Origin of the sequence: Synechococcus sp. GEYO (genome assembly GCF_900473955.1) — a bacterium.
Taxonomy (GTDB): domain Bacteria; phylum Cyanobacteriota; class Cyanobacteriia; order PCC-6307; family Cyanobiaceae; genus Synechococcus_C.
Genome location: NZ_UCNL01000007.1, coordinates 221,841 through 233,239, shown reverse-complemented (window position 1 = coordinate 233,239; position 11,399 = coordinate 221,841). Strand labels below are relative to the sequence as shown.

The window sequence follows — 11,399 nt, the reverse complement described above, 5'->3', positions numbered from 1 at the left end:
TCGCTGATTTGGGTCTTTTGGTAGTCGTTGTAACTGCAATGTCGTTGGTCTGAGGTGTTACCAAGGCACAAGATCTTTGGCTCTATGTCTCGTCGTCTTCTGGGCGTTGTTCTTGCCGGTGGTGCCAGTCGACGCATGGGTGCAGACAAGGCTCTGCTGACCCATCCGGATGGATCGAGTTGGCTTGAGGCTCAGGTCCAACTGTTGCGCTCAGTGGGTCTTGAGGTTTGCGTCCTGACGGGTCATGGCCGTCATCAGGCGCTGCTCAGTTCCCGTGAAGGAGTGACTGTTCAAGCCGAGCCCTGGCAGCCGGCAGGTCCCCTCTGGGCCTTGAGCTGTGTCTTGCACGATCGTGATGATGAAGCGTTGCTCACGTTGCCTGTGGATATGCCCGGCTTGCGTTGTGAGGCATTGCAGCAGCTGATCCGTTGCTGGAGATCGCAGCCATCAAGGGCACTTGTTGCCGATGACGGCTCCAGGCTCCAGCATCTTTTTGGCATCTATCCATGCGGAGCGCTGTATCGCAAAGCGCTTGATGATGAGCTCACGGAGGGGAAGGGCCGTTGGTGCGGCTGGCTTGAACGGATTCCCCATGACACGGTGAAACTTCCTTCTGATCAGTTGGTCAATGTCAATCGGCCCATTGATCTGGCAGCGTTAACGGGATGATTGCCGCATCTCCCCCGATTGACCAGCGGGCTCGAGCGCTCGGGGTGCTGCGGATGTCGCTCACGGCACGCTGCAATCTGGCCTGTCCTTATTGCTGCCCCGATGCTGTGGATCCCCCAGGTCTGCTCAGCCTTAAGCAGCAATTGCGACTGATCCGGGTTGCTTCCCGGTTGGGGGCCCACACCCTGCGGCTCACTGGAGGCGAACCGTTACTGAGCGATCGGCTGCTCCCGCTGCTGGAGCAGGTTGCCTTGGGGCGTGCCACTCCTGGCAATCCTCTGCAGGGTCTGCGGCAGGTGGCACTCACCAGCAACGGAGTCTTGCTGACGCAGGAACGGGCCCGTGCTCTTCGTGCAGCTGGCCTCGAACGGATCACCATCAGTCTTGATGCGGTCGAGGGTGAGGTGGTGGCGCGCATGGCTGGCCTGCGCGGTGGGGAATCGGCTGGAAACCGTTTGATTCAGCAGGTGCTGGCGGGACTCGAGGCGGCTCGTTCGGCCGGATTTGACCCCGCTGTTGGCGCTTTGAAGCTCAATGCGGTGATCCAGCGGGGCGTGAACGACGATCAGTTGATTCCTCTAGCAATGTTGGCGCGTCAGCAACGGCTGGAGCTGCGTTTGATCGAATACATGGATGTGGGCAATCGCAACGGTTGGGCCATGGAGCAGGTTTTGCCTGCAGCCGTGATGGTCGATCGCATCAGCCGCCAATGGCCGTTGTCGTCACTCGGTCGATCACCTGGTGGTACTGCCCTTCGTTGGCGTTATCGCGATGGGGTCGCTGCCATTGGTGTGATCGCCTCCATCAGTGAGCCGTTTTGCGGAGACTGCAATCGACTGCGCATCACCGCTGACGGACAAGCCTTCACTTGTTTGTTTGCAGCTCGAGGAACGGATCTGAAACCGGCTTTGACGAGTGACGATGACCTGGAGCGAGCGATCTGTAATCTCTGGCAGCGGAGACTTGACCATTACAGCGAAGAGGGCAGGGCTGCTTCAGGCGCGCCACCTCACGCGGAAATGGCTTACTTAGGTGGCTGAACCGTTACCGAAGGCACCGTTTGAGCCGAGAAGTCTCGGTAAAAACAATTAAGTATTCGGGTCATGACTCGGCCCATCGGTGATGTTCGAACTGTTGTCTTTCGAGCGGTTTCGCGACACGCCTTCTGTGCATTTCTTTGACGTCACGGTTGAGACGTCCAATGCCCGTGACCTGGTGATTCACTCCGGCCCTGCCGTGAGCCCACCGGATGACCCCGAAACAGGGGCCTGGCAGTTTTATATGCATCCCAATCAGGAAGACAATCTTTTGGCCGCCAGTGGCGGACGAACGTTTTATTTGGTGAATCTGCTCTGGGAGCAGCCGTTTCACATTGTTCGGCTTGAAAGTGGTGGCGACATCCTGCGTATTCCTCCGCGCACGTTTCACCGATCCATCTCTGATCCTGATGGCTCTGTGGTGTTGAACCAGGCTGTTCGAAAGCCTGGAGTGTCTCTGGAGCATGAATTCCGCATCTACAACAGCGCGCGGATCCCATCGCTGATGGCAGCGACGACGTCGGCTGCTAAACCCCAACTGCATGGGGTCAGACCCCTGCCTCAAGCGGCTTAAGTCAGATTTTTACAAGTCATCTTCAGCGAGGACGGCTTGTATCAGCTCCAATCAGCGGATGTAGGCGACACCTCGGTATTTCAATTCGACTCTTGCTCGCTTGGCCTCTGCGTGGCGTGCTTGATAGACCTGCCGGCGATAAGTGAGCTTGATAGCTGGTTTTGTCGCACATTCTTTGCGCTGGTCGTAGGTGTGACCGCGATAGAGAAGCGTGCTCATGATCAGTTCTCCGAAGCAAGCTCAGGTCCCCGTTCCATGGCCTGAGTCGTACTGCGCTTCACCCAAGGATGAAGTGAACGTTGTGTAGTGATGACTACAAATTGATTGTGATTGGGTGGATTGTTGTGTTGGTGTTCAAGCTGATACCAGTTTCGAAAAGTTTTGGATTCAGTGGCTGTTGATGTTTTGTAGCTGTCTGAACAAATTGGTGAACAACTGGGTTCCACTCTTTTGCAGATGCCCGCCCAGTCGCTTCCAGTCTTTGCGAAGCTGATCGGCTCCGTTCTTTCCCATTGCGCTAACGATGTAAGCGGCGTCAGCTTGAATCCATCGCTCCAGGTTTGCTCCCGAAATTTCGAGGTGGCACTGAAGGCCAACGGCATGGCGGTCGATTTTGAACACCTGCTCGGGGCAGTGCAACGACGAACCAAGCAAGCTGGCGTCATTGGGGAGTCGGATCCGGTCGCCATGCCAGTGCAGGACCAGTGCACTGGGATCAAGGCCATGGAGCAGCGGTTCTTCGCTGGGGTTGACTAGCCAGTGGATGGCTCCAATCCCCAGTTCCTTCAGTGGTGCAGGGGGTTCTCCCACGCTGAGCGGCTCCACCGATCCTCCAGCCGCCACAGCCAGCAGCTGGGCTCCCAGGCAGATCCCCAACACTGGTTTTTTCTGCCGATGCCAGCGCGACAGCCACTCCAGTTCAAGCCGAAGCCAATCCATCTTTGGGTCGTTGCGCTGGTTCACCCCCATCGGTCCTCCAAGCACCACAGCAATGGTGTCTGGAGTGTTGTCCGGGTCGGGTAGGAGCTCGCCGAGATCTGGACGGATCGTCTGGATGCTCATGCCTCGTTGCATTGCGAGTTCATGGATTCGATCAGGACCCTCGTGATCAACGTGTTGAATCACCAGCAGGGAATGATTCACAACAAGAGGTAGCGCTGGGCGAGTGGCAGCACGTCGGCGGGCTCGCAGCTGAGCAGCCGGCCATCAGCGAACACCTCATAGGTCTGAGGGTCGACGCTCATCTTCGGCAGGGCGGAGTTGAGCTTCAGGGAGCTTTTGCTGACTCCGCGGGTGTCTGCGACCGCCACACAAGTTCGTTCAAGTCCCAACTGTTGTTTGAGATCGGCATCCATCGCAGCAGCGCTCATGAAAGTGAGGCAACTGGGGGCGAGAGCTTTGCCGTAGGCGCCAAACATCGGGCGGCCGTGCACTGGGCCCGGGGTGGGAATTGAAGCGTTGGCATCACCCATCTGAGCCCAGACAATCGAGCCGCCCTTGATCACCAGCTCAGGTCGGATGCCGAAGAAGCCTGGTTTCCAAAGCACCAGATCAGCAAGCTTGCCGGTTTCGATGGATCCCACTTCGCTGCTGATGCCATGGGCGAGTGCAGGATTGATGGTCACCTTGGCGATGTATCGCTTCAGTCGATGGTTGTCATTGCGGCTGGAGTCTTCAGGCAGCGGGCCTCGCTGCACTTTCATCTTGTGCGCTGTCTGGAAGGTTCGGGTGATTACCTCGCCGACACGACCCATCGCCTGGGAGTCACTGGCAATAATTGAGAAGGCACCAAGGTCGTGAAGGATGTCTTCTGCCGCAATCGTTTCGCGGCGGATGCGTGACTCGGCAAAGGCCACGTCTTCGGGAATTTTTGGATCCAGATGGTGGCAGACCATCAGCATGTCGAGGTGTTCCTCGAGCGTGTTGGTGGTGTAAGGCCGAGTGGGGTTGGTGCTGCTGGGCAGCACGTTGGTTTCGCCGCAGATTTTGATGATGTCCGGGGCATGTCCACCACCTGCGCCCTCGGTATGGAAGGTGTGAATCGTTCGCCCTTTGATGGCGGCAATCGTGTCTTCAACGAAACCGGCTTCGTTCAGCGTGTCGGTGTGAATGCAGACCTGCACATCCATCCGATCGGCCACTGAAAGGCAGGCATCGATCGAGGCCGGTGTGGTTCCCCAGTCTTCATGGAGCTTGAGGCCGCAGGCTCCGGCACGCACCTGCTCTTCGAGGGCTTCGGGAGTGCTGGCATTGCCCTTGCCGAAGAATCCCAAGTTCACTGGAAGCCCTTCGGCGGCCTGAAGCATCCTGCCGATGTGGAAGGCTCCGGGGGTGCATGTGGTGGCGTTGGTGCCGGTTGCCGGACCCGTGCCTCCACCCATCAGGGTGGTCACGCCGCTGGCCAGCGCCGTTTCAATCTGCTGGGGGCAGATGAAATGGATATGGGTGTCGATCCCACCTGCTGTGAGGATGTGTCCCTCGCCCGCAATCGCTTCGGTGCCGGGTCCTACAACGATGTTGACTCCTTGCTGTGTGTCGGGGTTACCCGCTTTGCCAATGCCAACGATGCGCCCGTCTCTCAGGCCCACATCGGCTTTGATGATTCCCCACCAGTCGAGAATCAGTGCATTGGTGATCACCGTGTCAACGGCTCCTTCAGCTCGTGCTGTTTGCGACTGGCCCATGCCGTCACGAATCACCTTGCCGCCGCCGAACTTCACCTCGTCTCCATAGACGGTGCAGTCTTTTTCCACCTCAAGGATTAGATCCGTGTCAGAAAGACGCACGCGGTCGCCGGTCGTGGGGCCGTAGGTCTCGGCGTAAGCCTGTCGGGAAATGCGGTAGGCCATGGCTCAGGTGTCGAGGGGTCCGTTGATGCAACCGTTGAAACCAATCACCCGACGGGCACCGGCGAACGGAATCAGGGTGACGTCGCGACTGTCTCCCGGTTCAAACCGGATCGCCGTTCCTGCAGGGATGTCGAGCCGTTGACCGCGGGCTGCGGCTCGGTCGAACTGAAGGGCTGCATTGGCTTCCGCAAAGTGGAAATGAGACCCCACCTGCACAGGCCGATCACCGCTGTTGGCCACGCTGATTGTGGTTGTGGGCCGGCCTGCATTGAGTTCAATCTCGCCGGGTTCGCAGAGAAGTTCGCCAGGAATCAATGGGTTCATGGGTCAGTGTTCAGCGGATCGGGTCGTGAAGCGTCACGAGCTTGGTGCCATCGGGGAAGACGGCCTCGATCTGCACCTCTTGCACCAGTTCGGAGACCCCTTCCATCACCTGATCGCGGCGCAACCAGGTGGTGCCTTCCTGCATCAGGTCCGCCACACTTTTACCGTCACGGGCACCCTCGAGGATCAGAAAACTGAGCCAGGCCACCGCTTCAGGGTGATTGAGATGAAGGCCGCGTTGGAGGCGTCGTTCGGCCAGCAGTGCTGCGGTCACGATCAGGAGTTTGTCTTTTTCCTGGGGACTGAGTTGCATGGCAAGCCCTGATCGACGTCAGTGTGTCGCCGATGGTCTGAGCGCATGGTTCGCAGTGAACAGTGATCGTTGCAAAGGCTCTTCCTGTAAGGGTTGTTCCTGCAAGGGCCAAACCCGTGGAATCTTTGGCTCGTTCAGGTTTCTCAACAAACGGGTCCGTCTCCAGATGCGGCTGAACCAGAAACGCGCATCTCTGCTGGATGGACCTGCATAGCGGGCGATGAATCCCTGCTGGAGGCCTCCGCATCGCATCGTTCCTTCAAGCCCCTCGCGATCCTCACGCGCAGCAGCAATCAAGTTTTTAAGGATGTGGGCATACAGGGGCATGGGAGCCGCCCAGACCAGAGTTCCGAACACCGGTTGTTGGTGCAGGCCATGCAGATCATTGAGGCTTGAGTTCCCCAGTTCGAGCCTGTCCACCAGTTCCCAGGACTGCGGCTCCGATTGGTTTGCGCTCACCCGTTGGATGCTCAACGACGAACGCCAGCGGCCTTGCTGCAGTGTTTCGCCAGCGGCGGTTCGGCCCAGTCGAACAATCTCTGCTCCCAGGAACGAGGCGTCTGTCGGTAGACGCACGCTGAGTTGCTGTTCATAGAGAGCGTTGGCGTAGACCACGAGTTCCTGGGGCAACCATTCCAAATCGCTGTGACTGCCGAGTTGGCAATTCACGTGTTGGCGTGCCCAGGATCCCTGCGGAGTCAGGCGGCTGCGACCGACGGAGCCATAGACCTTTTGAGCGGCGACGCTGGTGATCAGGCTGTGGCTGTTGGTCTCAAGAGCAATGTCGATGTTGAGCTGGTCGCCGCCCACCAACCCGCCAGCAGTGTGCAGCAGTGGGATTTCACGGCGGCCGTCAGCGCCGTCTTCTGAGCGCAGCAGTTTGAAGGGAGCACTGCAGCCGCCCTGGTGAATGGTGCGTTCACCTTGCTGGAAAAACTGCAGCCGGCAGTGTCCTTGCCAGGGATCGAGGCGTTGCATCACACCAAGCTCGATGCCCCCCAGCGATCACTCTGTAGCAATGCACACGAAAAGAGGGCTTGGTTCGTGGGCAGGCTCATGGCCAGACAGGGAAGGGTGGTGGTTGAACCTGTGATCGTGCTGGAGCACCGCTTGTCTGTTGGAGGATGGACCAACGCCGAGGCGGTGGGTCGTTTGCAACTGCCGCTCACCGCAGACGAACGCACGGTTTTGCGTGGCCGCCGTCGCACCCACTGCGGCAGGGAGTTGTTGCTGCAGTTGCCTCGTGATGGTGCTCTCCAGCCTGGTGATCTGCTTCTGGATCAATTGCGCAGTTTGCAGGTGGAAGTGATTGCAGCACCAGAACGGCTTTTACGGGTTCGCGCGGCTTCTACGCTTGAACTCCTGCAGGCTGCCTATCACCTTGGCAACCGTCATGTTCCGCTTGAGCTCCATGAACAGGAGCTTCTGCTGCTTGAGGATTCGGTGCTGGCCGTGATGTTGACGAGTCGTGGACTTCAGGTGAGCGCCTGTGAACGGCCGTTTGTTCCCGACGGTGGTGCTTATGGCGGTGTTCATTCGCATTCTCATGGGCTCGCTTCTGCATGACATCGCTCGCCTTGTTGCAGATGGTCAGTCCGGCGCTGCCCGTGGGTGCATTCAGTTATTCCGAGGGACTGGAAGTGTTGATTCAGTCCGGTGGTCTCAGGGATGAGCATGGGATTGAGCTGTGGCTCGCTGCAGAGCTTCAGCGGGGTGCCTTGCGCCTCGAAGCTGCAGCGCTCCCGGAGTTGGCAGCTGATCTCAGGCATTGGCAGGTCAGCGCTGATGCCAGTGCGCGAACCCGAGTGGTTGATCTGGATGGCTGGCTATTGGCGACGCGCGAAGCTGCTGAGCTGCGTGCCCAACAGCGTCAGATGGGTGGCTCTCTGCTTGAGCTGCTCGCAGAGATGGGTCACCCTCTGCCAGAAGCGCTTCCTCTGGCTTGGCCTGCTGCCTGGGCTTGGGCATCTGTTGCTCTGCAAGTCGCTGAGCGGGAGATGGTTGAGGGCTATCTCTACAGCTGGGTTGCCAATCAACTCAGTGCTGCTGTGCGTTTAGTGCCATTGGGGCCAACAAGAGCCCAGGTTCTGCAGCAACGCCTGCTCCCTCAGCTCGTGAATGTGGCTGAACAGTTGTCTGGTGTTCACCCCCATGAGCTTTGGAACAGTGGTGTTGGCGTCTCGATGGCGCAGCTGGCCCATGCTGAGTTGTATTCCCGCTTGTTTCGAAGTTGATGGCTAGCAAGCTTCGTTTAGGTGTGGCCGGACCGGTGGGCTCGGGAAAAACCGCATTGGTGGAGGCTCTTTGCAGGGTGCTGCGCGATCAGTTGCAACTGGCTGTGGTCACCAATGACATCTATACCCAGGAGGATGCTCAGTTTCTGACCCAGGCAGGGGCCTTGGAGCCTGAGCGGATCCGTGGAGTCGAAACTGGAGGATGCCCTCATACGGCGATTCGCGAGGATTGCTCGATCAATCGGTCTGCGGTTTCTGAGCTGGAAGCCCAGTTCCCCGACTTGGATGTGGTGTTGGTGGAAAGTGGCGGCGACAATTTGGCCGCCAGCTTCAGTCCTGAGCTGGTGGACTTGTGCATCTACGTGATCGATGTGGCTGCTGGTGACAAGATCCCGCGCAAGGGCGGCCCAGGCATCACCCGTTCAGATTTGCTCGTGATCAACAAGATTGACTTGGCACCCTTTGTTGGAGCCGACTTGGGGGTGATGGAGCGTGATGCTCAACGGATGCGTGCAGGCCGTCCCTGGTGCTTCACCAATCTCCAAAGCGGAGAAGGTTTGGATTTTGTTGTTGAATTTCTGATGCAACAGTTACCGAATTAAAAACGTATTCAAAAATTGTTATTACTTTTGCTGTCTTTGATACAAAACTAATGTTCGACGTATGTAGCTGCGAGCCCATCACTTGCTTGATGCACATTTGTCGCAATAGTTACTTTACTTAGACACTGTTTAAGAGCCTTAATGTCATTATGTTCTCGTTAATACAAAACTGATTTTGAATCAGTCTTACTCAGTCACTTCCGCCATTCGGCGAGCATCCTGAATTGAGGATTTCATGAGTAATTCTTTGTCCAAGCGGTTGTTTTCTGGCTTGGCTGCTGCCTCTCTAGGCCTCGGCGTCACAGCATGTGCAGGTGGCGGTCAGGCCACCAACGCCACCTGTGATGACGAAGGCAATTGCACAGTCACTGTTGGCATTCTTCATTCTCTGACAGGCACCATGGCCATCTCGGAGAAGACCCTCGTTGATACTGAGAAGATGGCCATTGCAGAAATCAACGCCGCAGGTGGCGTTGAGGTTGATGGCAAGCAATACACCATTGAAACCATCGTCGAAGATGGTGCTTCCACATGGCCGACCTTCGCTGAGAAGTCGAAGAAGCTGATCGACCAAGACAAGGTGCCAGTTGTTTTTGGTGGCTGGACTTCAGCCAGCCGGAAGGAAATGCTGCCGGTCTATGAGTCGAAGAATGCCTTCCTCTATTACCCGATTCAGTACGAAGGCCAGGAGTGTTCAAGCAACATCTTCTACACCGGCGCAACCCCGAATCAACAATCGGAGCCGGCCACCAAATTCATGTATGAGAAGTCGCCTGCTGCAGGCAAGGACTTTTTCCTGGTCGGATCGGACTATGTGTTCCCCCGTACGTCCAACACGATCACCAAGGCTCAGGTTGAGCAGCTTGGTGGCAAGGTTGTCGGCGAGGACTATCTGCCTCTAGGGAATACAGAGGTGGCTCCAATCATTGCCAAGATCAAAAAAGCTCTGCCTGATGGTGGTGTCATCATCAACACCCTTAATGGCGACCAGAATGTCGCTTTCTTCAAGCAGATTCAAGACGCTGGAATCACGCCGGCCAATGGTTATTACGTGATGAGTTATTCCATCGCTGAAGAAGAAATCAGCACGATTGGACCTGAATTTCTTGAGGGTCACTACGGCGCATGGAACTACATGATGTCGATTGATACCCCTGCTTCCAAGAAGTTTGCTGCGGACTTCAAGGCCAAGTACGGCGCTGATCGCATGGTTGCTGACCCGCAAGAGTCGGCATACAACATGGTGTATCTCTGGAAAGCTGCTGTCGAAAAAGCCAATAGCTTTGACGACGACAAAGTGCGCAAAGCACTGATTGGTATCGAGTTCGATGCACCTCAGGGTCCTGTGAAGGTGATGCCAAACCATCACCTTTCTCAGACGGTTCGGATTGGTCAAATCACCAAAGATGGCCAGTTCGCGATCCTTGAAGAGACCAATGGCCCTGTGTCACCACAGGCGTGGAATCAGATCCACCCTGATTCCAGTGGCTATGCCTGTGACCACACCGATTCTTCTAAGGGTGGTAAGTACAAGCTCTGATTCAGCTTCATACCTCGACTGATTGCTGATTGGTCTTCGGAGGAGTTCCTCATGGGACTCCTCCTTTTGTTGTTCCACCGACTGTTTCAGTCCCGACTTCCGTGCAACTGCTTTTTGAAAGCCTGTTCAATGGTGTCGCCATCGGTTCGGTCCTGCTGATGGCAGCACTTGGATTGGCGATTGTGTTTGGCCTGATGGGCGTGATCAATCTCGCCCATGGAGAGTTGATCATGCTCGGGGCCTATACGACCTATGTGGTGCAGCTCATTTTCAAGCTGCCTGCAATGCAGCCCTACTACAACGTCTATGTGTTGGTTGCGATCCCTCTCGCCTTTGTCGTCAGTGGTGTCGTCGGCATTCTTTTAGAGCGAACCGTCATTCGTCGTCTTTACGGCAGCCCTCTGGAAACATTGCTGGCCACCTGGGGAGTCAGTTTGATTTTGCAGCAGTTTGTGCGCAGTGTGCCGATGGCTTATGCCGCCGGATTGGTCCTCGCTCTGGTGAGCGGATTTGGTTTGCCATTGGTGCTTCCCGCTCAGTGGTTTAACGCGAAGCGTGCGCGTTTGATCCGTTTTGGATCTTGGCTTGTGTCTGCCTGTTTTGGGGTTTGTCTTGCAGGAGTTCTGGCTTCACAGATCAACCGCATAGCTCGAGCGGATGCACGCAATGTGGATGTCACGGCTCCGCAGTGGATGCGTGGCGGACTTGAGTGGATGGATCTGACTTTTCCTGTCCCTCGATTGGTGATCATCGTGATGACTGTTCTCGCGGTGGTCTGCGTCAGCTTGTTTTTGAATCGCAGTGTCTGGGGAATGCGCATCCGTGCCGTCACTCAGAACCGATCGATGAGTGATTGTCTCGGCATTCCCACCGACACCGTTGACGTGCTCACCTTTGGTATTGGATCCGGCCTCGCTGGCGTGGCTGGTGTGGCCGTGTCTCTGCTGGGGTCGGTTGGTCCCAATGTCGGGACGTCTTACATCGTGGGTTGTTTCATGGTTGTTGTGCTGGGCGGGGTCGGAAACCTCCTTGGCACGGTCTTTGCTTCCTTTTCAATCGGTTTGCTGACTGATCTGATCGGTGCAGGTCGCTTGCTCACGGTTTGGCCCGAGATGCCGGCACCGCTGGAGCAGTTGGTGACCTTTTTTGCCACAACGAGCATGGCCCAGGTGATGATTTTCGCCTTGATTGTGGTGTTCCTTCAGTTCCGTCCTGCCGGCCTTTTCCCGCAGAAGGGACGCATGGTGGAGGTCTGAT

14 protein-coding genes are annotated in these 11,399 nt (G+C 56.8%); 8 read left to right on the top strand and 6 right to left on the bottom strand.

Features of this window, described 5'->3' with window-relative positions; genetic code table 11:
* The first annotated feature begins 84 nt into the window (after positions 1-84).
* The 3 genes from DXY37_RS06205 (at position 85) to DXY37_RS06195 (ending at position 2,280) form a co-directional block, all read left to right on the top strand.
* Positions 85-669 (top strand): molybdenum cofactor guanylyltransferase, encoded by a 585-nt coding sequence (locus DXY37_RS06205; RefSeq protein WP_115125834.1) that lies wholly within the window; start codon positions 85-87, stop codon positions 667-669.
* A complete protein-coding gene (locus DXY37_RS06200) occupies positions 666-1,709 on the top strand; it encodes a GTP 3',8-cyclase MoaA (protein ID WP_115125833.1) in 1,044 nt (347 codons plus the stop codon). Before DXY37_RS06205 ends, DXY37_RS06200 begins: the two co-directional genes overlap by 4 nt.
* A gap of 82 nt (positions 1,710-1,791) precedes the next feature.
* A complete protein-coding gene (locus tag DXY37_RS06195; RefSeq protein WP_115125832.1) occupies positions 1,792-2,280 on the top strand; it encodes a redox protein in 489 nt (162 codons plus the stop codon).
* A 51-nt stretch (positions 2,281-2,331) separates the two neighbouring features.
* On the opposite strand, the gene DXY37_RS06190 is transcribed toward DXY37_RS06195, so the two are convergent.
* The 6 genes from DXY37_RS06190 to DXY37_RS06165 form a co-directional block, all read right to left on the bottom strand.
* Positions 2,332-2,499, bottom strand: a complete 168-nt coding sequence (locus DXY37_RS06190) for a DUF4278 domain-containing protein (RefSeq protein WP_115125831.1) — start codon at positions 2,497-2,499, stop codon at positions 2,332-2,334.
* Positions 2,500-2,667: 168 nt separating this feature from the next.
* Positions 2,668-3,423 (bottom strand): type 1 glutamine amidotransferase, encoded by a 756-nt coding sequence (locus DXY37_RS06185; protein WP_115125830.1) that lies wholly within the window; start codon positions 3,421-3,423, stop codon positions 2,668-2,670.
* Positions 3,420-5,129: an urease subunit alpha gene (gene ureC, locus DXY37_RS06180; protein ID WP_115125829.1), complete on the bottom strand. Its 1,710-nt coding sequence runs from the start codon at positions 5,127-5,129 to the stop codon at positions 3,420-3,422. The genes DXY37_RS06185 and ureC overlap by 4 nt, the downstream gene beginning before the upstream one ends.
* Before the next feature lie 3 nt (positions 5,130-5,132).
* Positions 5,133-5,453 carry an urease subunit beta gene (locus tag DXY37_RS06175; RefSeq protein ID WP_115125828.1) on the bottom strand — a complete coding sequence of 107 codons (321 nt, stop codon included), beginning with the start codon at positions 5,451-5,453 and terminating at the stop codon, positions 5,133-5,135.
* A gap of 10 nt (positions 5,454-5,463) precedes the next feature.
* Positions 5,464-5,766, bottom strand: coding sequence for an urease subunit gamma (locus DXY37_RS06170; RefSeq protein ID WP_067093570.1), 303 nt, complete (start codon positions 5,764-5,766; stop codon positions 5,464-5,466).
* 18 nt (positions 5,767-5,784) lie between these two features.
* The gene (locus DXY37_RS06165) at positions 5,785-6,744 is read right to left on the bottom strand and encodes an urease accessory protein UreD (RefSeq protein WP_115125827.1); all 960 of its coding nucleotides are present in this window, start codon (positions 6,742-6,744) and stop codon (positions 5,785-5,787) included.
* A 78-nt stretch (positions 6,745-6,822) separates the two neighbouring features.
* Here DXY37_RS06165 and ureE point away from each other — a divergent pair, with 78 nt between their 5' ends.
* The 5 genes from ureE (at position 6,823) to DXY37_RS06140 (ending at position 11,398) form a co-directional block, all read left to right on the top strand.
* Positions 6,823-7,332, top strand: coding sequence for an urease accessory protein UreE (gene ureE / locus DXY37_RS06160; RefSeq protein ID WP_170951804.1), 510 nt, complete (start codon positions 6,823-6,825; stop codon positions 7,330-7,332).
* Complete coding sequence (locus tag DXY37_RS06155) at positions 7,329-8,000, top strand: urease accessory protein UreF (protein WP_115125826.1); 672 nt, start codon at positions 7,329-7,331, stop codon at positions 7,998-8,000. The genes ureE and DXY37_RS06155 overlap by 4 nt, the downstream gene beginning before the upstream one ends.
* Positions 8,000-8,602: an urease accessory protein UreG gene (gene ureG / locus DXY37_RS06150; protein WP_115125825.1), complete on the top strand. Its 603-nt coding sequence runs from the start codon at positions 8,000-8,002 to the stop codon at positions 8,600-8,602. The genes DXY37_RS06155 and ureG overlap by 1 nt, the downstream gene beginning before the upstream one ends.
* Positions 8,603-8,837: 235 nt before the next feature.
* Positions 8,838-10,142, top strand: coding sequence for an urea ABC transporter substrate-binding protein (urtA, locus tag DXY37_RS06145; protein WP_115125824.1), 1,305 nt, complete (start codon positions 8,838-8,840; stop codon positions 10,140-10,142).
* A 101-nt stretch (positions 10,143-10,243) separates the two neighbouring features.
* Positions 10,244-11,398: a branched-chain amino acid ABC transporter permease gene (locus DXY37_RS06140; protein ID WP_115125823.1), complete on the top strand. Its 1,155-nt coding sequence runs from the start codon at positions 10,244-10,246 to the stop codon at positions 11,396-11,398.
* Position 11,399 lies beyond the last annotated feature (1 nt).

What these genes read in the sequence shown, in the direction of transcription:
- DXY37_RS06205 (WP_115125834.1), top strand. Translation starts at nt 85, where the DNA reads ATGTCTCGTCGTCTTCTGGGCGTTGTTCTTGCCGGTGGTGCCAGTCGA.
- DXY37_RS06200 (WP_115125833.1), top strand. Translation starts at nt 666, where the DNA reads ATGATTGCCGCATCTCCCCCGATTGACCAGCGGGCTCGAGCGCTCGGG.
- DXY37_RS06195 (WP_115125832.1), top strand. Translation starts at nt 1,792, where the DNA reads ATGTTCGAACTGTTGTCTTTCGAGCGGTTTCGCGACACGCCTTCTGTG.
- DXY37_RS06190 (WP_115125831.1), bottom strand. Translation starts at nt 2,499, where the DNA reads ATGAGCACGCTTCTCTATCGCGGTCACACCTACGACCAGCGCAAAGAA.
- ureC (WP_115125829.1), bottom strand. Translation starts at nt 5,129, where the DNA reads ATGGCCTACCGCATTTCCCGACAGGCTTACGCCGAGACCTACGGCCCC.
- DXY37_RS06175 (WP_115125828.1), bottom strand. Translation starts at nt 5,453, where the DNA reads ATGAACCCATTGATTCCTGGCGAACTTCTCTGCGAACCCGGCGAGATT.
- DXY37_RS06170 (WP_067093570.1), bottom strand. Translation starts at nt 5,766, where the DNA reads ATGCAACTCAGTCCCCAGGAAAAAGACAAACTCCTGATCGTGACCGCA.
- DXY37_RS06165 (WP_115125827.1), bottom strand. Translation starts at nt 6,744, where the DNA reads ATGCAACGCCTCGATCCCTGGCAAGGACACTGCCGGCTGCAGTTTTTC.
- ureE (WP_170951804.1), top strand. Translation starts at nt 6,823, where the DNA reads ATGGCCAGACAGGGAAGGGTGGTGGTTGAACCTGTGATCGTGCTGGAG.
- DXY37_RS06155 (WP_115125826.1), top strand. Translation starts at nt 7,329, where the DNA reads ATGACATCGCTCGCCTTGTTGCAGATGGTCAGTCCGGCGCTGCCCGTG.
- ureG (WP_115125825.1), top strand. Translation starts at nt 8,000, where the DNA reads ATGGCTAGCAAGCTTCGTTTAGGTGTGGCCGGACCGGTGGGCTCGGGA.
- urtA (WP_115125824.1), top strand. Translation starts at nt 8,838, where the DNA reads ATGAGTAATTCTTTGTCCAAGCGGTTGTTTTCTGGCTTGGCTGCTGCC.